The 22,741-nt window shown below is 62.8% G+C and carries 20 protein-coding genes; 7 read left to right on the top strand and 13 right to left on the bottom strand.

The genetic code is table 11. From position 1 onward, the window contains the following. The 7 genes from prcB to AB4Y81_RS00720 form a co-directional block, all read right to left on the bottom strand. Nucleotides 1-810 carry a proteasome subunit beta gene (gene prcB / locus AB4Y81_RS00750; protein WP_018777647.1) on the bottom strand — a complete coding sequence of 270 codons (810 nt, stop codon included), beginning with the start codon at nt 808-810 and terminating at the stop codon, nt 1-3. A gap of 78 nt (nt 811-888) precedes the next feature. Next, on the bottom strand, nt 889-1,092 hold the full coding sequence (locus tag AB4Y81_RS00745) for a ubiquitin-like protein Pup (RefSeq protein ID WP_018777646.1): 204 nt from the start codon (nt 1,090-1,092) through the stop codon (nt 889-891). A gap of 120 nt (nt 1,093-1,212) precedes the next feature. Further along, nucleotides 1,213-2,832, bottom strand: coding sequence for a depupylase/deamidase Dop (gene dop / locus AB4Y81_RS00740; protein WP_441994846.1), 1,620 nt, complete (start codon nt 2,830-2,832; stop codon nt 1,213-1,215). Between the two features lie 50 nt (nt 2,833-2,882). Continuing rightward, complete coding sequence (gene arc / locus AB4Y81_RS00735; protein ID WP_018777644.1) at nt 2,883-4,691, bottom strand: proteasome ATPase; 1,809 nt, start codon at nt 4,689-4,691, stop codon at nt 2,883-2,885. A 96-nt stretch (nt 4,692-4,787) separates the two neighbouring features. Then, nucleotides 4,788-5,852, bottom strand: coding sequence for a tRNA (adenine-N1)-methyltransferase (locus tag AB4Y81_RS00730; protein ID WP_026267150.1), 1,065 nt, complete (start codon nt 5,850-5,852; stop codon nt 4,788-4,790). Nucleotides 5,853-5,965: 113 nt separating this feature from the next. Beyond that, nucleotides 5,966-7,129: a site-2 protease family protein gene (locus AB4Y81_RS00725; RefSeq protein ID WP_018777642.1), complete on the bottom strand. Its 1,164-nt coding sequence runs from the start codon at nt 7,127-7,129 to the stop codon at nt 5,966-5,968. After that, on the bottom strand, nt 7,130-7,942 hold the full coding sequence (locus tag AB4Y81_RS00720; protein ID WP_110504656.1) for an HAD family hydrolase: 813 nt from the start codon (nt 7,940-7,942) through the stop codon (nt 7,130-7,132). It abuts the gene before it with no gap. A 30-nt stretch (nt 7,943-7,972) separates the two neighbouring features. Here AB4Y81_RS00720 and AB4Y81_RS00715 point away from each other — a divergent pair, with 30 nt between their 5' ends. Continuing rightward, a complete protein-coding gene (locus tag AB4Y81_RS00715; protein ID WP_018777640.1) occupies nt 7,973-8,878 on the top strand; it encodes a PAC2 family protein in 906 nt (301 codons plus the stop codon). 70 nt (nt 8,879-8,948) lie between these two features. Here AB4Y81_RS00715 and mshC read toward each other — a convergent pair whose 3' ends face one another. Both mshC and AB4Y81_RS00705 read right to left on the bottom strand, forming a co-directional pair. After that, the gene (mshC, locus tag AB4Y81_RS00710) at nt 8,949-10,226 is read right to left on the bottom strand and encodes a cysteine--1-D-myo-inosityl 2-amino-2-deoxy-alpha-D-glucopyranoside ligase (protein ID WP_434326760.1); all 1,278 of its coding nucleotides are present in this window, start codon (nt 10,224-10,226) and stop codon (nt 8,949-8,951) included. A gap of 15 nt (nt 10,227-10,241) precedes the next feature. After that, nucleotides 10,242-11,075, bottom strand: coding sequence for an undecaprenyl-diphosphate phosphatase (locus tag AB4Y81_RS00705; RefSeq protein ID WP_416428686.1), 834 nt, complete (start codon nt 11,073-11,075; stop codon nt 10,242-10,244). A 52-nt stretch (nt 11,076-11,127) separates the two neighbouring features. Between AB4Y81_RS00705 and AB4Y81_RS00700 the strand changes: the two genes are divergently transcribed. Next, on the top strand, nt 11,128-12,060 hold the full coding sequence (locus AB4Y81_RS00700) for an aldo/keto reductase (RefSeq protein WP_018777637.1): 933 nt from the start codon (nt 11,128-11,130) through the stop codon (nt 12,058-12,060). A gap of 5 nt (nt 12,061-12,065) precedes the next feature. On the opposite strand, the gene rfbA is transcribed toward AB4Y81_RS00700, so the two are convergent. Next, complete coding sequence (rfbA, locus tag AB4Y81_RS00695) at nt 12,066-12,932, bottom strand: glucose-1-phosphate thymidylyltransferase RfbA (protein WP_026267147.1); 867 nt, start codon at nt 12,930-12,932, stop codon at nt 12,066-12,068. 47 nt (nt 12,933-12,979) lie between these two features. On the opposite strand from rfbA, the gene rfbB reads away from it, so the two are divergent. The 5 genes from rfbB to AB4Y81_RS00670 all read left to right on the top strand — a co-directional run bounded on the left by rfbB (nt 12,980) and on the right by AB4Y81_RS00670 (nt 19,808). Continuing rightward, nucleotides 12,980-13,984: a dTDP-glucose 4,6-dehydratase gene (gene rfbB / locus AB4Y81_RS00690; RefSeq protein WP_179128358.1), complete on the top strand. Its 1,005-nt coding sequence runs from the start codon at nt 12,980-12,982 to the stop codon at nt 13,982-13,984. Nucleotides 13,985-13,987: 3 nt separating this feature from the next. Then, entirely contained in the window at nt 13,988-15,406 is a 1,419-nt protein-coding gene (locus AB4Y81_RS00685) for a sugar nucleotide-binding protein (RefSeq protein ID WP_434326759.1), read from the top strand. A 105-nt stretch (nt 15,407-15,511) separates the two neighbouring features. Continuing rightward, complete coding sequence (locus AB4Y81_RS00680; protein WP_416428690.1) at nt 15,512-16,840, top strand: hypothetical protein; 1,329 nt, start codon at nt 15,512-15,514, stop codon at nt 16,838-16,840. A gap of 224 nt (nt 16,841-17,064) precedes the next feature. Further along, a complete protein-coding gene (locus tag AB4Y81_RS00675; protein WP_416428691.1) occupies nt 17,065-18,972 on the top strand; it encodes a WecB/TagA/CpsF family glycosyltransferase in 1,908 nt (635 codons plus the stop codon). Then, nucleotides 18,972-19,808, top strand: coding sequence for a glycosyltransferase (locus AB4Y81_RS00670; protein ID WP_416428693.1), 837 nt, complete (start codon nt 18,972-18,974; stop codon nt 19,806-19,808). The genes AB4Y81_RS00675 and AB4Y81_RS00670 overlap by 1 nt, the downstream gene beginning before the upstream one ends. Nucleotides 19,809-19,858: 50 nt before the next feature. On the opposite strand, the gene AB4Y81_RS00665 is transcribed toward AB4Y81_RS00670, so the two are convergent. The 3 genes from AB4Y81_RS00665 to AB4Y81_RS00655 are packed head-to-tail and all read right to left on the bottom strand — an operon-like array spanning nt 19,859 to nt 22,696. Then, on the bottom strand, nt 19,859-21,163 hold the full coding sequence (locus AB4Y81_RS00665) for an O-antigen ligase family protein (RefSeq protein WP_416428694.1): 1,305 nt from the start codon (nt 21,161-21,163) through the stop codon (nt 19,859-19,861). 31 nt (nt 21,164-21,194) lie between these two features. Then, the gene (locus tag AB4Y81_RS00660; RefSeq protein WP_055975804.1) at nt 21,195-21,911 is read right to left on the bottom strand and encodes a hypothetical protein; all 717 of its coding nucleotides are present in this window, start codon (nt 21,909-21,911) and stop codon (nt 21,195-21,197) included. Nucleotides 21,912-21,913: 2 nt separating this feature from the next. Continuing rightward, entirely contained in the window at nt 21,914-22,696 is a 783-nt protein-coding gene (locus AB4Y81_RS00655) for a hypothetical protein (protein WP_018777628.1), read from the bottom strand. Nucleotides 22,697-22,741: the final 45 nt, after the last annotated feature.

The following is a 22,741-nucleotide window of genomic DNA, read 5'->3' as shown; positions in this document are numbered from 1 at the left end:
TCAGGCCTCCCGTCCGGCGATGGCGCGCGATTCAACGATTGCTCCGGCGATTGCTGCGAGGTCGCGCTCCGGGACCCTTCGGTTACCGGCTCTGTTCACGGTATAGACCACCGGCCAAAGTTGGCGGACAGGGTCCGGACCGCCGGTCGCGGAATCGTCGTCCGCGGCGTCGTACAGGGCTTCGACTGCAACAGCGACCGCGTCTTCCTCGGAAAGGTTGGGCTTCCACAGCTTCTTCAGGGCGCCCCTGGCAAACACCGATCCTGAGCCTACTGAGTGGTGTTCCTGTTCTTCATAGCGGCCGCCCGTGACGTCGTAGGAGAACAGCCGGCCAATACCGCTGACGTGGTCGAATCCGGCGAACAGCGGGATAACGGCCATCCCCTGCATCGCCATCGGGAGATTTCCGCGGATCATGGCCCCCAGGCGGTTGGCCTTGCCCACCAGGCTCAGGAGCGTTCCCTCTATTTTTTCGTAATGCTCCAGCTCCACCTGGAACAGCCTGGTGATGTCGATGGCCAGGCCGGCCGTGCCGGCGATGCCCAGCACCGAATATTCATCGGCCGGAAAAACTTTCTCGATGTGCCGGCTGGCGATGACATTGCCCATCGTGGCGCGGCGATCGCCCGCCATCAGCACGCCGCCCGCATACGTCAGTGCGACGATCGTGGTGGCGTGCGGCGATGACGGCACGGTGCCGGCGGGAAGCGCCTGGCTGAAGGGAAGGAGTTCAGGACGAGAGCGTTGGAGATGCTCGGTAAATGAAGACGTTGCCTGGGTGGCCAGGGGGCCGTTTGATGGGTCCTGCATTGCTGCACTCCTTCGACTCTGCGTTCCGGTGCCCGGCGGCCTCACGCCGTCCGGGTTGTGAATCCTTGTACGGGCCGGTTACTGGCCGCCCTTTTGGACGAAAGCCCTGACGAATTCTTCGGCATTGGATTCCAGCACGCCGTCGATTTCGTCGAGGAGATCATCCACGCCCTGTGTTGCCTCGGATGCCTGGGCTTCGGGCGCTGCAGGCGGAGCCTCCGGGACGTCCACTTCTGCTTCGGTTTCCCGTGACTGTGGTTGTTGCTGTTCCTGAGCTGCCATTTTCTTTCTCCCTACTGTCAGTCCCCTGAAATTGGGGACTTCCTACTGCCATATTGCCACGCTGCGGGCCGCTTCGTACGGCTTTGGACAAGTACGAATGTTGCTGTGCCGGACACGTTCTCAGGCCCTTGCCGCCGGCGGATTCTGGCCCAGCAATTCGGCCAGGAACGCACCGGCATCCTGGTGGCGGTCGAACAGTGCGCCGGTCAGGGCCTGCGTCCCCCGCAAGGGCTCGCGGGTTGGTACCCGTTGGAGCTTTCCCAGCCCTGGAACGTCGAAAATGACCGAGTCCCAGCTGGCGCCGACAACGTCCCGGCCGAACCTCGAAACGCACCGGCCGCGGAAATATGCGCGGGTGTCCGACGGCGGCTCCGTCACCGCCCGGGCGATGTCGGCGTCGTCCACCACGCGCGTCATGCGGTTGTTGGAGAGCAGCCGGTAGTACAGCCCTTTCTCGGGCCGGATATCGGACCACTGCAGGTCCACCAGGCCAAGCCTGGCGTCGTCCCAGCCCAGTCCGTCCCTGTTCCGGTACCCTTCCAGGATCGATTTCTTGGCCACCCACTCCACGGAAGACGCCGCAGATCCGACATCGGATCCCAGAGCAGTCAACGTGGATTCCCAGCGCAGGAGGACGTCGTGGGTGTGGCCGTCTCCGGTCACCGAATCAGCCACACCGGTTTCCTGGGCAAGTTTTGCCGCGGCCTCGTAGTACATCCATTGAAGGTCCAGGGCCGTCACCCTGCGTCCATCCAGCAGCCGGACTGTAGCAGCAAGCGTTGTGTCATGGCTGACGGCCTGAAGCGCCTGGACCGGCTCGTGGACCTCGATTTTGGGCGCCTGACCGGCTTCGATGAGGCTCAGGACCATGGCTGTGGTCCCGAACTTGAGGTAGTTGGAGGCCTGGCTGAGGTTCGCGTCCCCGATGATGACGTGCAAGCGGCGATACTTGTCCGCCGTGGCGTGCGGTTCGTCCCGGGTGTTGATGATGGGACGGCGGATCGTGGTCTCCAGCCCCACCTCCGCTTCGAAGAAATCGGCCCGTTGGCTGATCTGGTAACCGGGGGTGGAACTGTCCTGCCCCAAGCCAACGCGACCAGCACCGCAGGTCACCTGCCGGGACACGAAGAACGGCGTCAGGCCCCGGATGATGTCACCGAATGGAACCGAACGTGGCATGAGGTAGTTCTCGTGTGAGCCATAGGAGACCGACTTGTTGTCGGTGTTGTTCTTGTAGAGGTTTATGGCAGGCAGGCTGGTATCAGCAGCAACCTTCCGGACTGTGGCAAGCGCTACGACGTCGCCGGCTGCATCCCAGGTCACGGCATTCCTGGGGTTGGTGACCTCCGGGCTGGAATACTCCGGGTGCGCATGATCCACGTAGAGACGCGCACCGTTGCCCAGGACCATGTTCATCAGCAGCGAACCGGATTCATCCGCGCCATCCAGTTCCAGTTCCTGCCGGCCGTACGCCAAGGCGACGGCTTCGGCGTCGAGAACCGGTGGCTGGTCGGTGAGCTGGCTGGGGTCGGCAGCCGCGCGGTCCACGGTCCAGCCCCGGGCGTCGTGCAGCGGCTCTTCGTCGGTGTAGTCCCAACGCGTCTCCGCTCCTCCTGCCGCCCGTTGCCGGGTCACAGTGGCGTAGGCCTGGATGATCCTGGCGGACATCATGGTGGCGTTCGCGCCGGGTGCCGACGGCGCGTGGATACCGTATTCCGTTTCCGAGCCCATGACACGCATTGCACCGCCTGCAGGCAAGCTTCCGGCCTGTGTACCTTCGGGTCTTGCTGTCACAGGTACTGGCCCGTGTTGGCTGTGGTTTCGATGGACTTGCCCGGTTCCTGACCGGCCTTGCCCTGGACGATGGTACGGATGTAAGTGATCCGTTCACCCTTCTTGCCCGAAATCCGTGCCCAGTCATCAGGGTTCGTGGTGTTCGGCATGTCCTCGTGCTCGCGGAACTCATCCACCACCGCGCGCAGCAGGTGCTCGATCCGAAGACCCTTCTGGTTGTTGGTCAGAAGGTCCTTGATGGCGTACTTCTTGGCTCTGTCCACCACGTTCTGGACGACGGCACCCGAATTGAAGTCCTTGAAGTAGAGCATCTCGGTGTCACCGTTGGCGTACGTGACCTCGAGGTATTCATTGGACTTCTCGGTGGAATACATGGCTTCCACGGTGCGCTGGACCATGGCATCCACTGTGGCCTGGACGTCTCCCCCGTACTCGGCGAGGTCCTGGGCATGGAACGGCAGGTCCGTGGTGATGTACTTGCCGAAAATGTCCGCCGCTGCTTCGGCATCAGGCCGCTGGATCTTTACTTTTACGTCCAGCCGTCCCGGACGGAGGATGGCGGGATCGATCATGTCCTCGCGGTTGGAGGCACCGATGACGATCACGTTGTCCAAACGCTCCACGCCGTCGATTTCGCTGAGCAGCTGCGGCACGATGGTGGTTTCGACGTCGGATGAGACCCCGGTGCCGCGGGTGCGGAAGAGGGAGTCCATCTCATCGAAGAAAACTACGACGGGGCTGCCGTCCGAGGCCTTTTCGCGGGCCCGCGCAAAAATCAGGCGGATGTGGCGCTCAGTCTCGCCCACGTACTTGTCCAGGAGCTCGGGGCCCTTGATGTTCAGGAAGTAGCTCTTGAGGTCGGTGTTGCCGGCGCGTTCTGCCGCGCGGGCCGCAAGGGAGTTGGCCACCGCTTTGGCGATGAGGGTCTTGCCGCAACCCGGAGGGCCGTAGAGCAGGATTCCCTTGGGGGCCTTCAGGCCATGTTCGCGGTAAAGGTCCGGATGCAGGAACGGCAGTTCGACGGCGTCGCGGATCTGTTCGATCTGGGGACCAAGTCCGCCGATGTCCTGGTAGGTGATGTCCGGGACTTCCTCCAGGACCAGGTTCTCCACTTCGGCGCGCGGGACCTTCTCCAAGGCGTAACCCGTCCGCGAGTCCAGTGACAAGGCGTCGCCGACCTTCAAGTGAAGTTCCTGGAGGGCACCGGAGAGCCGGACCACCCGTTCTTCGTCGGCGCGGCCGACCACCAAGGCGCGGTCCTTGCCCAGCATTTCCTTCAGGGTGACCAGCTCGCCGGCCCGCTCGTATCCGAGCCCTGCCACGATAAGGAGCGCTTCATTGAGCAGGACTTCCTGGCCGACAGCCAGCTGGTTGAGGTTCACCAGCGGGCTGACGCCCACCCGCATCTTTCGGCCCGCATTGAAGATGTCCACTGACTCTTCGGTGGCCGCCTGCCCGGAGTTACCGGGGGCCGGCTGCTTCCGGGGGTTGATCTGGAGCACCGTGCCGAAGCTGTAGGGCGGCTGTCCTTCTTGCTCCAGTGCCCCTTTGAGACGAAGTATTTCGGCCTTGGCCGTTTCCAGCATGCTGACAAGCTTGCTGTTGTTCTGCGTGGCGGCAGCCAGCTGGCGGTCAATGTGGCGGAGTTTGTCCCGAAGGATGTTGATCTGCCGTTCGGCAACAGTCAGGTCCGTCGAAGGTTCCTGCGGTTGAACCGGGGCGGGACCCCGGTCCGCCCTCTCCTCTGCCGCTGTGTTTGCATCCTCCGGCGTCGGCCGTCCAAGGTCGTTGTTTGGCGTATCCACGATTCATCAGCCCCTTCCTGCGCTTAACAAGACCTTAGTCCCGAAAAGCGCAGGGTGCTGGGTGACATCCGGAATACGGACCCTATTGTGACCTTTTCAGTTTGTGACCGTGGGGTCGTCCTGGACGTTGGTGCCGGCGATGGCGTCACGGGCGGCCCGGCGGAGCTTTTTGTCCGATACGGAGCGTTCCCCGACTGCGCCGGGGGTCCAGGCGTTGAGGTCCTCTTCGCTGAATTCGGTCTTGGAAGGACGACGCTTCACGGAAATCCCGGTTACGCCATCAGCCAGCCGGCGGGTGACGAGCAGGAAGCCGGTGTGGGCCACCATGCGGTGGTCGGGACGGACGGCCAGGCCTTCGAGGTGCCAGCCGCGGACCATGGACTCCCAGGCGTCAGGCTCGGTAAAGCGTCCATCAGCGCGGATGGCCTCAGCTGTGCGCGACAACTGGGTGACAGTGGCTACGTAGTTGATCCAGACGCCGCCAGGGGCCAGGACCGTTGCCACCGCGTCCAGGCACTCCCATGGGGCAAGCATGTCCAGGACGACCCGGTCCACGGACCCGGGTGCTTCGGCCTTGACGACTTCCTCCTGGAAATCACCGAGAGAAATCTGCCAGGCGGGGTGGGGGCCGCCGAAGATTGTCTCGACGTTGCCCCTGGCAATGTCCGCGAATTCTTCGCGGCGTTCGAAGGAGTGCAGGTAGCCACCATCGCCAACTGCACGGAGCAGGGAAATGGACAGCGCGCCGGATCCAACGCCTGCTTCCACAACCCGTGCGCCGGGGAAGATATCGGCCATGGTGACAATCTGGCCGGCGTCTTTGGGGTAGACAACTGCGGCCCCACGCGGCATGGACAAGACGAAGTCGGACAACAGCGGGCGCAGAGTCTGGTACTGCTGGCCGACGTTGTTGCTGACCACGGAACCGTCCACTTTGCCGATGATTTCATCGTGGTTCAGGAAACCGCGGTGGGTGTGGAACGCCCCGCCGACTTCCAGGGTGATGGTGTTCATGCGGCCGCGTTCGTCAGTGAGCTGGACCCGCTCGCCCACGCGGAACGGCCCGCGACGCCGCGCAGCGCCCGTCGGCTGCGGGGCGGAGCCTGTGGCTGCCTCGTCAGGGCCTGCGCTGGCCTCGGGGGCGGCGGTTTCGCTGCTCATGTGGTTTTCCTCGCTCTTGTACGGCTGGGCCGCGACGTGTTGCTGGCTGGTGGCGCCAGGCACAATGGGTTCTTTGCTTTGACGACCGGCATGTAACTCTACCGGGCGCGTGGTCAGGGGCGGCCGCTCCTGCGGGCTTCCTTACCTGTTATGGCTGTCACTACGGCCTCCTGGCGGAGAAGGCCGGTGACGATTCCGTTATGGTCCACCACAGCGTATTCGCCGCCCTCCAGGCGAGCCAAGTACTGGATCAGTTCCTGCCCCTTTGACCATTCCGGGACGTAAGCCCCTGCTGCCAGGGCGTGGGCAACCGCGGTGACGGGCGTCGTCGTCGTGGCTTCCGGCGGGACGCTGGCGGTGGCACCGCTGTCCACCACTCCTTGCGGCCTGCCATCGGGGCCGCAGATCACGACGGCGGGACTCCCCGCGGGTGCGATGGCCAGGACATCAGCCACGGTAGCCGTGTTCGGCACGCCGACAGCGGGCTCTGCCAGACCGGCGGCACTGACCAGATACAGCCTGCTGCGCAGCTTCGCGTGATGGATGGAGCTCGAAGCGCTCATCCACAGGAAACCGCAGACGAGGACAGTAATGACCGTGTACATCAGGTTGGGAAGCTGCCCTTGCAGGAAGGGCACAACGATGAACCAGATGACCAGGGCAACCACGATGATCCGACCCGACCAGCCGGCTGCAATGGTTCCCTTGTCCTGGCTGCCGGTGGCTTTCCATACAGCGGATTCCACCAGCCGGCCGCCGTCCAGCGGCATACCGGGCAGGACGTTGAAGATACCGATCACCAGGTTTGCCAGTCGCAGGATGTCCGCGAGCATGGCGGGTACGCCGGTCAGGGTGTCCGTTGACAGAATCGCCCACATCACTCCGGCGATGACGAAGTTTGAAGCCGGTCCCGCCAGGGCAACGGTGACGGAGCGGCCCGGGGAAGCCGTGAAGTTCTCAAACTGCGTGTGCCCGCCCCATAGATTGAGGACGATTTTCTCGCTGGGCCACCCGAACGCCCGGGCGCTCAGCGCGTGTGCCAGTTCGTGGATCAGCACCGACACAGCAAGCAGCAAGGCGATGGCCAGCCCAACCAGGTATCCCCAGTTGCCAATGCCCGGGAACAAGTCGATGACGACCGGGCCGTAGAAGACAACCGTGATGGCGGCGATAACGAACCACGAATATGCCAGGTACACAGGAACGCCGGCGATCCTGCCCAGTGGGATGCCTTCACGCTTTGTCACAACATGGTGCGGAGTGGTGGGACTGCTCACCTAGTTGGCCCCTTCAACGAGGTTGACTGACGGGAAGCGGTCGAAAACCAGCTGCTCGACGTCCGAGGTGGTCCGGCCCGCGAGAGTGGGCCACGTGATCATGCGGGGGTCCTCCGGCAGGGGTACCTGATGCGGAATTCCCACCGTTATGACGCCTGAAGCGATGGCGGCAGTAGCGCCGGGTACGGAATCTTCCAAGGCCACGCAATGGTGGATGGTCAGGGAGGGGTCGTCCAGCCTAAGGCGTTCGACCGCCGTCAGGTAGGCCTCCGGGTGCGGCTTGCCGTTGGTGACGGTGTCGCCTGTGACCATGAACTCGAAGTAGGGCTTGGGTAGGCTCTCCACCACCACGCCGGCGAGGGGGCCTTCCGACATGGTCACCAGCGCGCAACGGATGCCCGCGGTGTGAAGCTCATCCAGCAGTTCACGCGCGCCTGGCCGCCACGGGACTTCCCGGCGAACCTCGGCGATGACTTGCGCGCTGAGGGTGTCCACGATTTCACGGGCCTCAAGCCCGACACCGGCGGCCTGCAGAACGGCAGCCGAATGAAGCAGGGACTGTCCCACAAGCTGCATGGCCTGCTGGTGCGACCAAGTGCCGCCATACGACTCCACCAAGGCTCGTTCGGCAGCGATCCAATAGGGTTCGGTATCCACGAGTGTGCCATCCATATCCCAGAGCACGGCTTTGAGGAGGGGCTGGCTGGGTAACGAATGCATGGTTTCCAGTCTACGTGGAACCTGGTGGTCGACAGTCCTGGCGTTGTGCTGTGGGCGAATATGGGACACGCGTTGACACGAAATGCCATGCATCCATCAGGGTCTTCGACGTAGGGTGAGTGGATGAACAGTGTGGACGGGACCCCCGAAGGGCAGGACATCACCGCGGAGCCCGAGCGTTTCCTGAAGGAACCCGCGGAAGGCCAGCGTGTCACCGTAATGATCGCTGCATTTGAGGGCTGGAACGACGCCGGTGAAGCTGCCAGCGATGCCCTGCACTACCTGAACAAACTATGGGACGGCAAGAAGGTTGCCACCGTGGACGCCGAGGAATATTACGATTTCCAGTTCACCAGGCCCACCGTGCGGCGCACTTCTTCAGGTGCCCGCAAAGTTAAATGGCCATCGACCCGGATCTATAAGGCAGCCGTTCCCGACAGCAACGTGGACGTCGTTTTTGTCCTCGGAACTGAACCTTCCTACCGGTGGCGCGCCTACACAACCGAACTTTTGGTGCACGCTGAAGCACTGAAGGTGGACGCCGTCATCCTGGTGGGCGCGTTGCTTGCGGACGTTCCGCACAGCCGGCCCATTCCGGTCAGCACCACCACCGAAGACAACTCCTTGCGGGAACGCCTCAACCTGGAGGCATCACAGTACGAGGGCCCCGTAGGCATCGTGGGAGTCCTTGCCGAATTCGCCTTGCTGGCGGGCCTGCCGACGGTATCCCTGTGGGCCGCAGTCCCGCACTACGTTGCGCAGCCGCCCTCCCCCAAAGCCCAGCTTGCTATCCTGCACCGGATCGAGGATCTGCTCCAGGTACCACTGGACAGCCATGCACTCGCCGAGGAGTCTGAGGCATGGGAACGCGGGGTGGATGAACTTGCAACGGAAGACCCTGAAATTGCCGCGTATGTGCGCCAGTTGGAGGAAGCGAAGGACACAGCAGACCTTCCGGAAGCCTCCGGTGAGTCCATTGCCCGGGAATTCGAGCGTTATCTTAAGCGACGCGGTAAAGAGCGCCCGTAAGGACCCCGTACCGCAAAAAGAACGGCCCCGACATTCGTCGGGGCCGTTCTTTTTTTCCGGGGTTCGGGACTTAGAGTTCCACCCCGAGTAAAGCGTCGATGGCGTCGGAAACCAGTGCCGCGTCCTGGGCGGACGCTTCCGCCCCGTTGCTTACGGCGTCCTTGGCCCACTGGTCGACGGCGGCCAGCGCTCCGGGGGCGTTGAGGTCGTTGGCCAGTTCCTCCCGCATGGCGGAAACGAGGTTGCCCGCCGAACCGGCCGTGGCCTGTTCCAGGGCTGCCCGCCAGAGTGCGAGCCTGTCCTTGGCTGCAGCAAAACCCTCACTGGTCCAGGACCAGTCCGAGCGGTAGTGGTTGGCAAGGATTGCCAGGCGGATGGCGGCAGGTTCTTCACCGGCTGCGCGGAGTTTGGAAACGAGCACCAGGTTTCCCTTTGATTTGCTCATCTTTTCGCCGTCCAGACCCACCATGCCGGCGTGGCAGTAGTGGCGGGCCAGCGGAACGCCGGAGAGTGAATAGGCGTGGCCGGCTCCCATTTCGTGGTGGGGGAAAATCAGGTCCGATCCCCCACCCTGCACTGTGAATGGCGCAGGGAGGTACTTCTGCGCGATCACGGTACATTCGATGTGCCATCCCGGCCTGCCGGCTCCGAGACCTGCTCCCGGCCAGCTGGGCTCACCGTCACGGGCGACCCGCCACAGCAGGGGGTCCAGCGCGTTTCGCTTGCCTGGCCGGGTGGGGTCTCCCCCGCGCTCGGCGAACAACGTGAGCATTTCGGTTTCGCCCAGGCCGGAGATCTCACCCAGCTTCCAGGCGTCAGTGGCGCTGGAGCGCTTTCCGGCGGTTTCGACGTCGTAGTAGACGTCGCCGTCGGGCTCGCCGTCGCTGCCCTGGACGCGATAGGCGACACCGTCGGCGATGAGTTTCTCGATGGCGGGCACGATGTCGGGGATGGCCTCGACGGCACCGATGTAGTGATTTGGTGCGAGAACGTTCAGGGCATCCATGTCGGTTTGGAACAGGTCGATCTGGCTTTGTGCCAGATCACGCCAGTCAACGCCCGTAGCGGTGGCCCGCTCCAGGAGGGGGTCGTCGACGTCCGTAACGTTTTGGACGTAGGAGACCCGGACGCCCGCGTCGCGCCACGCCCGGTTCAGCAGATCGAACGAGACATAGCTTGCAGCATGGCCCATGTGCGTTGCGTCGTAGGGCGTGATGCCACAGACGTACATGGATTGTTCCGCCTGCCGCTCCACCTCCACGACACGGCCGACGGCGGTGTCGTACAGCCGGATGGGCGGCATGCTGCCGGGCAGCTCAGGTACAGGGCGGGAGATCCACGATTTCACGACTCAACCTTAGTGCTAGGCACTGATCACACCGAAACCGAGCAAGACATACAAGGCCAGCCCGAGAAGGATGCGGTACCAAACGAAGAGCCGGTAACTGCGCGTGGACACGAATTTCAGGAACCAGCCAATGATGACGTAACCCACAACGAAGGCAATGACGGTGGCCAGGGCCGTTTCGGGCAGGCCGTAAGGTCCAGCCAAACCTTCATTCGAGACTGTCTTGTACAGCTGGTAGAGCCCACTGCCGAACACGGCCGGTATGGCGAGCAGGAAGGAATAGCGTGCTGCTGCTTCACGGGTATAGCCCATGAGCAGGCCGGCGGTGATCGTGCCGCCGGAGCGTGAGACGCCCGGGATCAGGGCCATGGCCTGCGCGAAGCCATAGAGAATGCCGTGCTTGTAGCTCAATTGCGTCAGGTCGCGCTCCTGCCGCCCCACGGCGTCGGCGACGGCCAGAATCATGCCGAAGACAATCAGCATGGTGGCCACAATCCACATGCTGCGGAGCACAGACTCGATCTGGTCCTGGAACAACAATCCAAGAACGATGATGGGCAGGCTGCCAAGAATGACCAGCCAACCCATGCGGGCATCGGGGTCGCTTCTTTCCACCTTGCCCGTCAGCGAGCCAAACCAGGCCCGCACAATACGGACGATGTCGCGCCAGAAATAGACGATCACGGCGGTCTCGGTTCCCAACTGCGTAATGGCAGTAAATGCCGCCCCGGGATCGGCTGCATTCGGAAGGAATGAGCCGACGATCCGCAGATGCGCGCTCGAGGAAATCGGGAGGAATTCGGTGAGGCCCTGCACAAGGCCCAGCAAGGCTGCTTCTATCCAGTTCACGTGAATAGACCCTACGTCATGAAGACTGGTAACTGCCCGTAAGCTAGCAGCTATGCAGCAGCGTTATGTCGGGAACAGTGGGTTCCGCGTGTCCTCCTTGTCCCTCGGAACCATGTCATGGGCCCAGGAGACCGATGAACAAGACGCTGCCGAATTGCTCCACGCATTCGTTGCCGCCGGAGGGACGGTTGTGGATACGGCAGCTTCCTATGCGCAGGGCCAGGCCGAGGCAATGCTGGGTTCCATGCTCGGCGATGTTGTAGCCCGTTCCGAGGTGGTGATCTCCACTAAGGCCGGCGTGTCGTCATCAGAAACACGCCGCAGCATCAACGCTTCCCGGGGCGCGTTGCTTTCTGCCCTGGATGCGAGCCTGGCGAGGCTCGGAACGGACTATATCGACATCTGGTTCGCCCAGGAATGGGACCCGAACGTGCCCCTGGAAGAGACCCTCTCCGCCCTGGAATTGGCCCAGCGGAGCGGGCGGGCGCGCTACGTGGGCATTTCCAACTACAACGGCTGGCAGACGGCCAAGGCAGCGGCCGTGGCCGGATTCACGCTGGTGGCCAACCAGTCCGAATACTCACTGGTCAACCGCAAAGCCGAAGAAGAACTGATCCCTGCCGTGGAGGACGCAGGCCTTGGCTTGATGGCCTGGGCCCCGCTGGGACGTGGTGTGCTCAGCGGAAAGTACCGCGGACAGATTCCCGCTGATTCCCGCGCAGCGCAGGGCAGGCTTGCCGGTTACGTTGAGCCTTATCTGGAACCCCGGGAGTCCCGGGTCGTGGAAGCGGTGGCAATGGCCGCACGTGGTCTGGGCCGGTCACCGCTGGATGTCTCATTGAGCTGGCTGCTTTCCCGGCCGGGGGTTTCCTCCGCGGTCGTGGGACCCAGGAACGCTGTCCAGCTCAAGGAATTGCTGGACGCGCAACTGTCCGTGCTCCCAACGGAAATTGCCAGGGCCCTGGAGGACGTTTCGGCAGCCTAGCGCTGTCAGCGCCGGTCCAGGATGTCCAACAGGTAGCTGCCGTAGCCGCTTTTGGCCAGTTTCGCGGCTTGCCGGCGCAGTTCGTCGTCGGTCAGGTATCCCATCCGCCACGCCACCTCTTCCGGGGCCCCGATTTTCAAGCCCTGCCTGTTCTCGGTGGTTCGAACGTAGTTGGATGCATCGTTGAGGTCGCTGAAGGTTCCCGTGTCCAGCCAAGCTGTACCCCTCGGGAACTTCTGCACATGCAACCGTCCAAGTTCCATGTACTTGCGGTTGATGTCAGTGATTTCCAGCTCCCCGCGCGGAGACGGCTGAAGGTCTTTTGCCATGGCCACCACATTGTTGTCATAAAAGTAAAGGCCGGGAACCGCGTAGTTGCTTTTGGGCACGGCAGGCTTCTCTTCAATGGAAACAGCCAGGCCGTCGTCGTCGAATTCCACCACGCCGTAAGCGGACGGGTCCTTGACCCAATAGCCGAAAATTGCACCGCCGTCGACATCGGCATAATGCCGGAGCTGGTTGCCCATGCCGGGGCCATTGAAGATATTGTCGCCGAGGATGAGCGCCACTTTGCCGCTGCCGATGTGTTCCTCGCCCAGGATGAACGCCTGGGCGAGTCCATCGGGAGTGGGCTGACGGGCGTAACTCAGATTTACGCCGAATTGCGAGCCATCCCCCAGGAGATTTTCGAATTGATGGCCGTCGGCAGGCGTAGTGATGATCAGGATGTCCCGGATTCCCGCCAGCATCAGGGTGCACAGCGGGTAGTAAATCATCGGTTTATCAAAAACCGGAACCAATTGTTTACTGATGGCGAGCGTAATCGGATGAAGCCGGGATCCTGTGCCACCGGCAAGAATAATTCCGCGCATCTAGCTGTCCTCTCCCGCTGCACATCACCGTCCATGACGGTTACGCTATGGCCATGCAGAGAATCCTTGTCACCGGCGGGGCCGGATTCATCGGATGCAATTTTGTTCACTTCATCATGGAGCACACCGGCCTCCATGTCACGGTCCTGGACAAATTGACCTACGCCGGCAACATGGAATCCCTGTCGGGGCTGCCGTCCGGCCGTTTCGATTTTCAAAAAGGCGATATCTGCGATGCCGGCGTTGTGGACGCGCTGACATCCTCGGTGGACGCCGTCGTCCACTTCGCTGCAGAATCGCACAACGACAACTCCCTGGCGGATCCACGTCCGTTCATGGATACCAACCTGGCGGGAACCTTTACTCTCATCGAGGCTGCCCGCCGGCATGGAACACGCTTCCATCACATCTCCACGGATGAAGTGTATGGAGACCTGGCCTTGGACGAACGCCGCAAGTTCACTGAAGACTCCGTTTACCGCCCGACGAGCCCCTACTCGGCCACCAAGGCAGGCTCGGATATGTTGGTGCGGGCATGGGTGCGTTCGTTCGGCCTGAAGGCGACCATCAGCAATTGCTCCAACAATTACGGTCCCTACCAGCATGTTGAGAAGTTCATTCCGCGGCAGATCACCAATATCCTGGACGGCGTGCGCCCGCGGTTGTACGGGCAAGGATTAAACGTCCGGGACTGGATCCATGTGGAAGACCATTCCTCCGCGGTTTTGACCATCCTTGAACGTGGCCGGGTGGGTGAAACCTACCTGGTCGGGGCAGATGGCGAGCGATCGAACCGCGAGGTAGTGGAAATGCTCCTCGCCCTCGATGGACAACAACCTGACGCCTACGACCTCGTCAAGGACCGGCCCGGGCACGATCTGCGTTACGCCATCGACTCCACCAAGCTGCGCAGGGAGCTCGGCTGGACGCCCCGGTTCTCCGACTTTGCCTCCGGCCTGGCAGAGACCGTGCAGTGGTACAGAAGCAACGAAGACTGGTGGCGTCCTCAGAAAGCGGTCACGGAGTCAAAATATGCAGGTCAAGGGCACTAGGCCGTGGACCCGCGGGAACTGGCTTCCACTCCGACTCCGATCCCGGGGTTGGTGCTTTTCGAACTCCCTGTCCATACCGACGGCCGCGGTTGGTTCAAGGAGAACTGGCACCGCAGGAAAATGCTGGCTGCCGGACTGCCGGACTTCGGGCCCGTGCAGAACAACATATCCTTCAACGCCGTACGCGGCACTACGCGGGGCATCCATGCCGAGCCGTGGGATAAGTTCGTCTCCTTGGCCTCCGGTCGTATTTTCGGGGCCTGGGTGGACCTCCGGAAAGGACCGACTTTCGGTGTCCTGTTCACGGCGGAGTTGACGCCTGGCCAAGCCGTGTTCGTGCCCCGTGGCGTGGGCAACGCCTTCCAGACACTGGAGGCCGACACCGCCTACACCTATCTCGTGAACGACCATTGGAGCCCTGAGGCCCAGCAGAACTACACCTTCCTGAATCTTGCCGACGAACAGGTCGCTGTTCCCTGGCCGATACCCCTCAGCGAGGCCATCCTTTCGGACCAGGACAAGAACCACCCGAGGATGGCCGGCGTCAGTCCGATGGAGAAGCGGCGCACGCTCGTGCTGGGGGCCGGCGGCCAATTGGGCACCGCGCTCCGGCAAGCATTCGACGGCGACACCACCGTGGACTTCGCCGGCCGCCGGGACTTTGACATCACCAGCGAGGATTCCTACCGGTCAGTGAACTGGCGCGATTACTCCACGATCATCAACGCCGCGGCATTTACCGCGGTTGACGCTGCCGAAAGCCCTGAAGGCCGTGCAGCTGCCTGGACAATCAACGCAGCCGCCGTATCCCGGTTGGCGGCCACCGCCGTCGACCATTCACTGACCCTGGTCCATGTATCCAGCGATTACGTCTTTGACGGGACCGTCAAGCCTCACCAGGAGGACGAACCCTTCTCACCGTTGGGTGTGTACGGACAGAGCAAGGCCGCCGGTGACATCGCCGCGGGTACCGTGCCGCGGCACTACATCGTCAGGACCAGTTGGGTGGTCGGCGACGGAAAGAACTTTGTTCGGACCATGGCCGGCCTTGCTGCAAAAGGTGCATCACCGGGAGTGGTCGATGACCAGCTTGGCCGCTTGAGCTTTGCCGAGGACCTCGCCGCAGGGATCCGGCACCTGCTCGACTCCCGGGCCCCGTATGGAACCTACAACCTCAGCAACAGCGGCGGCAATCAGAGCTGGGCAGATGTTGCTGCGGACGTCTACCGGCTGTGCGGAGCGGACCCGCGCCTGGTGCGCCCGATCAGCACAGCCGAGTACAACAAACCGGAGATGGCACCGCGGCCGGCCAACAGCGTCCTGGACCTCGGCAAAATTTCGGCAGTGGGCTTCGCTCCCCCGAACGCCTCACAGCGGCTGGCCGATTATCTCCAACACATGACTGGACAAAGGCCCTCCTGAACGCGGCCCGCACCAGGAGCAATTGACGACGGCGGGTTACGGATTCGCGAAGCTGGTGCCATCCTTTGAGGTACTCATCATTGGGTTGCGGAAGAAGATGACGCTATGCGGGTTCGCTACTTCACCACGATGGCCTTGACGTTTGGCCTGCTGTTCTGGGCGAGCACGATACCTGGCACCGTACCCAGGACAGCTGCCCTTCCGCAGCCGGACCCCACGGCAGCCCCCGTGGAAGCAGCGGACGCGCTCCACGAGCTGCCCAGGATTCCGTGGGAAGGCGGACCGGCGTACTGGCGACAGTTTGCCAAGGCAACCGCAGCCGGCTGGAGCGATCCGTCCTTCTTTCCCATCGCGATCTGGTACGGGTCCCCTGGAAGCGATGCGCAACTGGCCTACGACAAATCGCTGGGCATCAACACTTACGTCCAAGGGAACCCGGACGCGTCCAGTGCAGCCATCTCCGCGCACGGCATGTTCACCCTTTTCGCGACCAAGGACGCACCGGCCGGCTGGGACCGGCAGGTGGGGAGCGTCCTGGACGACGAAGTGGACGGCAGGTATGACCCCGTAGCCGGGCTCGCCCACATGAAGCAGTTGGCAGCCCAGCATGATCCCGCAGCCACGGGCAGGTTCACCTACGCGAACTGGACCTCGGGGATCATCACCTATGACGTGCCCATGCAGTTGTCGATGGACTATTTCAGCACTGCGAACGTGAACTCCGTGGACCAGTACTTCTACGCCGTCCCCCAATGCGATTGGGGCGACGGGACGCTCAGGTGGCGGACGCCCAAGGAACAGAATCCCATCGCCCCAGTGAACTGCCGCACGGCCTCGAGCTACGGCAAAATCATGCAGCTCCAGCAGGAAATCAATGCCGCGCGGGGCGTACAGGCACCACTCTGGGCTCTGCCCACTGTGATCAGCACCGGCGGTTCCACAGGCGGTTACAAGCAGTTGGGCCCCGAGCAAGTCCAAGCCCAGGTGTGGGCGTCGATCATCCATGAGGCCCGGGGCATCGTGTGGTTCAGCCAGTCCCCGGACCAGCAAAACGTCAACGATTGCATCAGCGGCGACGCTTTCCAGGACGCCCGGATACACAGCGCTGCCTGCTTGAAGGACCAAGTGGCTGCAGCGGGGGTCGTGAACCATGCCATCACTTCATTGGCGCCAGTCATCAACACCCAGTCCTACGTTTGGGATTTTGGCGAGGGGACCGACACGATGCTCAAAGCCAAGGACGGAAGTGCCTATATTTTCGCGATGACGGACGACGGGCTCACCGGAAGCAGGACCTTCACTCTCCCGGGCGGGATCATCGGGTCCGCCGTGGAGGTGTTGGGCGAGAACCGGTCAATTCACATTCAGGGCGGGAAATTCACGGATGCTTTCCCGAACGAATACACGCACCATGTCTACCGCATCGCGCTTTAAGGCGCGTACTGTCCCGGCAAAGGCCGCCCAGGGCTCTGGCGGACTCCGGAAAATCGTCCTAAAGTAGCCCTACGGCAGCCTCTGGCAGGAGGCCGGGAGACAACTCAAGTGAACATGTCGATGTGGCGGCGTTTGTCCGCCATCCACGATCCTGGCAGTGCAGCAGCCACGGATCGTGGGCCACATGGTTATGCCTTGAGCTTGACCCGAGCCTGGAGCCAAGAATGCTGCTACCCAAAGTCCTGCCCACCCGAAATGCCCTCCACGGTGCAGTCCGCCACCGCCCCCTGACAAGCGGGCTCAGTGGCCGCAGCCTCCTGCTACAGAGGCCGATGGACGACGGCGGGACGCCCGCCCCCATGTCCCCGGAGCGCTGGGTCAATCTGGGCGGCGTCCCCGTAAAGCTCATGGAGTTCGCCCCGGCAATTCAGGAGATCCTGGGCAGGGCCGGCGATACCGGCGCACCGCCCCTGGGAGTGTGCTCAGCCAATTTGGACCACATACGTCATTTCGGCTCCGGGAGCCGGTGGGAGGAGACCCTGGAACGGTCCCGGTCCCTGGAGTGGTTGACGCTTATCGACGGCGCCCCGCTGGCTACTGAGGCCCGGCGCCTCACCGCACGGACATGGCCGAGGCTGGCGGGCAGCGATCTCGTGGGCCCGTTGTTGGATGAGGCAGAGCGAAGGGGCCTCAGTATCGGGTTCCTTGGCGGGTCGGTTCAGACCCAGGAACGGATCCGGGCCAAATTCGCGGTGGAACGGCCAAAGGTTGCGGTCACTGGATGGTGGGCACCGCCACGGACCACTCTTGGCGATGACCACGCTTCCCGGGAGCTGGCAGCAACGATCGCGTTGACAGCCCCTGACATCCTGATCGTCGGCTTGGGAAAACCCCGGCAGGAACTTTGGATATCAGAGTACGGAGCCCTGACCGGAGCCAAGGTACTGCTGGCTTTCGGAGCGGTTGTGGACTTTCTGGCAGGCCACATCCGGCGGGCCCCTTCATGGGTGAGTTCCAACAGCCTTGAGTGGGCTTGGCGGCTTGCGTTGGAACCACGCCGGCTTGCCCGGCGGTACCTCCTGGAAGGCCCGGAAGCCTACGTGCGGTTGCGCAGGGACAGCGGCTTATCCCTGTCGTCCAACAGGTCCTTGCCATCCAGGGATGTCCCGGAGCGTGCGCCCAGCCGCGCTCCGGGGTCTTTCCTCCCTGCCAGGGCTGCAGCCGATGTCGCCGTCGTCGTCGTCACTTACAACAACGAGGACGATATCGGGCCCTTGGTCCGGGGCCTGCGGAAGGAGGCCTTGGGCCAGTCGATCAAGGTGGTGGTGGCCGACAACTCCCCCAACGACCACACGCTTGAGGCGCTGGCACAATTTCCCGACGTCATTGCCATAAAAACCGGAGGGAACCTCGGATACGCCGGGGGCATCAACGCCGCACTTTCAGAAGCCGGTGAAGCGGCCACCTACCTCATCCTCAATCCGGATCTCCGTATCGAGGAGGGTGCCATCAGTGCAATGCGCAGACGCATGGTACGGTCCGGCGCCGGGATGGTGGTGCCTGTCCTGCTGGACGGCGACGGGAGCGTCTACCCTTCGCTGCGCCGTGAGCCGGGAATCCTGCGAGCGCTGGGTGACGCCGCGCTGGGCAGCCATGTGAGGAGACGCCCGGGGTGGTTGTCCGAGATGGACTTTGATGAAGAGAGCTATTTGCACGGGCATCGGGTTGAGTGGGCAACGGGTGCGGCGCTTTTGCTGGATGCCGGTGCGGCTAAGGCCGTGGGAGCCTGGGATGAACGGTTTTTCCTGTATTCGGAAGAGACGGACTACTGCCACCGTATGCGGGAGGCGGGGTATTCCATCTGGTTTGAGCCTTCCGCGCGGATGTGGCATCAACGCGGTGGGTCCGGGGCTTCGCCGCAGTTGACTGCCTTGATGTCTGTGAACAGGGTCCGTTATGCGGAGAAGTATCTTGGGCCGGGTCGGGTCATGGCGTTTCGCGGTGCCGTTCTCGCCGCTGAGGTGGCCCGGTTGGGAAAGCCGGGTCATCTGGAAGCTGCCTGGGCAGTGGCCAGCCGACGGCGGTGGGATCGCCTGCCGCATGCCGTACGCAATGTTGGCGGGGTCCTCTGATGGTGGGGGCGTTCCCCTCGGGCGCTGTGATTATCCCCGCCCATAATGAGGCTGCCGTCATCGGGCGTACCCTTGGGTCGCTGCGGGAGGTCATTGGGTGGGGCACGGTGGATGTTGTGGTGGCCTGCAACGGCTGTAGCGATGGGACGGAGGCGATCGCGTCCCAGTGGCAGGGGGTTTCGGTACTTCAGGTGCCGGAGGCGTCAAAGACGGCAGCGCTCAATGCCGGCGACCAATGCACCCGGTTGTGGCCCCGCCTCTATCTGGACGCGGACATTGAGGTCAGCGCCACGGCCCTTGCTGAGGTGTTTGCAGCGTTGCAGGATGGGACCTTGCTGGCTGCCCGGCCGGCCTTCCGATACGACACACAGGGTGCTTCGGCGCCTGTCCGGGCTTACTACCGTGCTCGCGGCCGGATCCCGGGCAATGCGCAGGGTCTGTGGGGTGCTGGTGCCTATGCCCTGAGCCGCTCAGGGCATCTCCGTATGGGGGTCTTTCCTGCGCTCACGGGTGATGACTATTTCGTGGACAGGCTCTTTGATGAGCAGGAGAAGGCGGTTCTTGCTACGGAGCCGGTGGTCGTCCGGACGCCCAGGACCTCTGGTGCCTTGTTGGCTGTCCTGCGACGAACGTATCGGGGAAATGCCGAGCAGGATGTGGTGGCTGGTGGGGCGTCCTTGTCACGGACCGTGCGGCAGTTGCTTGCCTCGGTGCGTGGGCCGCGGACGGCTTTCGATGCGGCCGTCTATGCGGTGTTCGCGGTGGCGGGTCGTCGTCGTGCCGGGGTCTCCGGCACCTCTGCTCCTGTGTGGGAGCGGGATGAGAGCCGCCGATAGACGGTTGCCCTGCCTTGAACCTGTCCCCTGCCTTGAACCTGTCCCCTGTCTCAGCTGTCCCCCGAGGTTGCGGCTTTCTCCTGGATCTGTGCCTCCGTCGCTTCCCTGCGCGATATGCGCCATAGAGCCCCGGTGATGCCCAGCATAAGGAACAGGAGGCTGGCTGCCATGGGGAAGGCGAAGGCGTCGAAGAATCCGAAGGCCAATGCGGCTGCGGCGACGCTTGCAAGGACTGACTGGCTCATTTGGCGCAGTTCGTTGTCCCTGGCCGACTTCCTGGCCTGCCAGGCGCAGAGGATGCCGGCAAAGACCAGCAGCAGGAAGGCGATCAGGCCTGCTATGCCGAGTTCGACCAGGAGCCCCAGGTATTGGTTGTCAACGATGACGTACGCGGGGAGGAAGGTGCCGAAGCCACGGCCCAACAGCAAGTTCTGGCTCGCCATTCCGAAGGCGGTGGAGTAGCCGTTGGTTCTTGAACTGATGCTGGGGTCGTCGGTCCCTATGGTGAAAAGGCCGAAGAGTGTTCCGATCATGCCTGGCGTCACTACGTAGATCACTGCCACCAGGAGGGCTGAAACCATCACGGCCTTCCGCCGGAGCTGTTTGGGCCATACCGGCAGGAGGATGAGGAAAGCCAATGCCATGCAGATCAGTGCGGCCCGGGAGACGGAGAGCATGGCAGCTACGGATATCAGGCCAACGGGGAGCCACCACAGCAGCCGGCGCTTGGTGGTGTCGTTGAGGGCGAGGGTGATGGCTATCGGCAGCGAGGTGGAGAGGACTACCCCGTATTCAAGGGGATGCAACGACATGCCGGCCGCGCGGACAAAGCCTCCCCGGGAATCGATGTTTGCCAGCTCCGAGCTGACGCTGAGGCCCGGTATCCTGATCCATTCGATGAGGGACGAGCCGGTGGCGAACTGGAGCAGGCCCAGTAATGCTGTCAGTCCCCCGGCCAGGGCGATCCTGCGGAGCAGCGTCCTGACGCTTTCGCGGGTTGTCAGGCCGTCAGTTGCTATGAGCAGGATCCCGGCCCATCCTGCGAGCCGTAGGAGGCCCGCGTCTGCGGGGCTGGCTTCGCTTTCCGGCAATCCCCTGACCATGGCGTAGGCGTAACTGGATGCTGCGACGAGGAGGAAGGCTGCCAGTGCCACCCGCAAGGGATGCCACCGCCTGATTGATGGTGTCGTGCGGCGCAGCTGGTGCAGGATCCACCATGCGAGGGCCAGGAGGGCGAAGAGCGTGCTTGGCCGGCCGATGGACCCCAGGGACGCTATCACCATGTTTGACGGCAGGGCACATGTGAGCACCAGGTAGATGGTGAGGAACAGGGGCGCATCGGACTTCCGGGCCACCCCCTGGATGCCGTCTCGATGTAGTAACCCGTTAGCCCGGTACACGGGAGGTCACCTTTGCGTGCGGGATGTCGGGACGTTGGACGCTTGAGCCGCCCTTGTGCAGGGTCCTGCGGCGACGGGGCCGTGAATCAACAATGACTGCGGCCAGGATGGAAAGTGTGGCGGCTAGGCCAACCCAGAATACTGCGCCTTTGACGCGGTTGAGTTGGGTGCCTCCGCCGAACACGATCTCAGGGCTGGACGGCGACGTGAGGGTGGTGATGAGGGCTTGCTGGACACCTGCCTCCTGCTGGAGCGCCAGGGAAGCGTCATTGATGCCGTCGACAACGTTTTGGAGCACGTCCTTCACCTTTTGTGCGCTGGAGTCGACCACCTGCACGGATAGGACCGGCCATCGGAAGCTCTTGGCCCATTGGCCGCCGCTGTTGAGCAGGGTCACTGAGTAGCCGTGCCGGACCCCGGCACCATAAAGGGTTCCGCTGGAGAGCGTGAGATCCACAGATGCTGAGTCGTAGTTGACACGTCGCTCCACCATGGCCGCAAAGTCCACCAGCGACGCGTAGTCGTCACCGGGTATCCAGTAGGCCGGTTCTCGGTCCGGAGCGACGAACGTAACTTCCGCCTTGGTCCAGTAGACAGGCTCAGCGGACCGGACCGCGCCCAGGGACGCCAGTCCGATGGCTATCCCGATGGCCACGATGTACCAGCGCCTGCCCAGGATACGGAGAAGGATGGCTGCGGTCATGGTTATCCCGGCCTGTAGGAACTGGGTACGACACTGGCAGTTTCACCCGCGAGGTGTGCCGGTTCGTCCGTTGTGGGCCGGTTGCTTGAAAACCGTTCCGTCGAGGAAGGTTTCCTTTGCCTGGTAGCCGGCGGCGTGGGCGGTTTGGATCCGGCGGGCTTGTCGGTGGGTTCTGTGCTCTTGCGGTGTTTCCGGGACAGGAGCAACCCGTCGATGAGTACGGTAAGCATGATGCTGAACGCCACGCCGCCGGCAGCGGTGACCAGGAGCAGTTGCGTCCGGGCTTTGACCTCGGGAACTGCTTTGCTGTCCTCAAGCAGTTTCATCGTGGAAATGCGGGAAGTTGTTGGCACGTTGAGGACGTCCTGCAGCTCGGTCAGGGCCACGGGTGCCTGGTTCATCACAGTATCCAGGATCTTGAGGGCCTGGCCGGAGTCGGGTGAGGAGGCTGTGATGAGGAGGATGGCCCCGCTTGTTCCTTTGTCGGCTTCAGCTGTGAAGGTGCTGGCCCCGCTTTGTTCACGGATGGTCTCCTTGAACTCCTCGGAGGACATCTTGCGGGTGAGGATATCCAGGGCCTCGCTCATGCCGCCCAGCCCCAGATATGGATTACCGGCTTCTCCGACGCTTTTGGTGGAGGGCAGGAGGACCAGGCTCGCCTGGGCTTTGTAGTTGTCGGGCGCGTTCTGCTGGAGGAAGAAGCAGGCGCCTGCGGTCACGGCAAGACCCAACACGACGATGAACCATCGGCGTATCAGGCTCTTCAGTATCTTTTGTACCTGCATGTCCTGCTCTTACCTTTCGTTGAGTGTCTTTGGGTTTGGACCAGT

The organism is Paenarthrobacter sp. TAF1, from assembly GCF_052113825.1.
Taxonomy (GTDB): domain Bacteria; phylum Actinomycetota; class Actinomycetes; order Actinomycetales; family Micrococcaceae; genus Arthrobacter; species Arthrobacter nicotinovorans.
Note: the sequence above shows the minus strand (reverse complement) of the source record. Positions and strands in the feature narration are given on the sequence as shown.

Bases quoted from the DNA above. Each gene is read 5' to 3' on its own strand.
- AB4Y81_RS00715 (WP_018777640.1), top strand. From the start codon at position 7,973: ATGAACAGTGTGGACGGGACCCCCGAAGGGCAGGACATCACCGCGGAG.
- AB4Y81_RS00745 (WP_018777646.1), bottom strand. From the start codon at position 1,092: ATGGCAGCTCAGGAACAGCAACAACCACAGTCACGGGAAACCGAAGCA.
- AB4Y81_RS00660 (WP_055975804.1), bottom strand. From the start codon at position 21,911: ATGACCGCAGCCATCCTTCTCCGTATCCTGGGCAGGCGCTGGTACATC.
- AB4Y81_RS00680 (WP_416428690.1), top strand. From the start codon at position 15,512: ATGCGGGTTCGCTACTTCACCACGATGGCCTTGACGTTTGGCCTGCTG.
- dop (WP_441994846.1), bottom strand. From the start codon at position 2,832: ATGCGTGTCATGGGCTCGGAAACGGAATACGGTATCCACGCGCCGTCG.
- rfbA (WP_026267147.1), bottom strand. From the start codon at position 12,932: ATGCGCGGAATTATTCTTGCCGGTGGCACAGGATCCCGGCTTCATCCG.
- rfbB (WP_179128358.1), top strand. From the start codon at position 12,980: ATGGCCATGCAGAGAATCCTTGTCACCGGCGGGGCCGGATTCATCGGA.
- AB4Y81_RS00655 (WP_018777628.1), bottom strand. From the start codon at position 22,696: ATGCAGGTACAAAAGATACTGAAGAGCCTGATACGCCGATGGTTCATC.
- AB4Y81_RS00675 (WP_416428691.1), top strand. From the start codon at position 17,065: ATGCTGCTACCCAAAGTCCTGCCCACCCGAAATGCCCTCCACGGTGCA.
- AB4Y81_RS00670 (WP_416428693.1), top strand. From the start codon at position 18,972: ATGGTGGGGGCGTTCCCCTCGGGCGCTGTGATTATCCCCGCCCATAAT.
- AB4Y81_RS00730 (WP_026267150.1), bottom strand. From the start codon at position 5,852: ATGAGCAGCGAAACCGCCGCCCCCGAGGCCAGCGCAGGCCCTGACGAG.
- AB4Y81_RS00700 (WP_018777637.1), top strand. From the start codon at position 11,128: ATGCAGCAGCGTTATGTCGGGAACAGTGGGTTCCGCGTGTCCTCCTTG.
- prcB (WP_018777647.1), bottom strand. From the start codon at position 810: ATGCAGGACCCATCAAACGGCCCCCTGGCCACCCAGGCAACGTCTTCA.
- AB4Y81_RS00720 (WP_110504656.1), bottom strand. From the start codon at position 7,942: ATGCATGGCATTTCGTGTCAACGCGTGTCCCATATTCGCCCACAGCAC.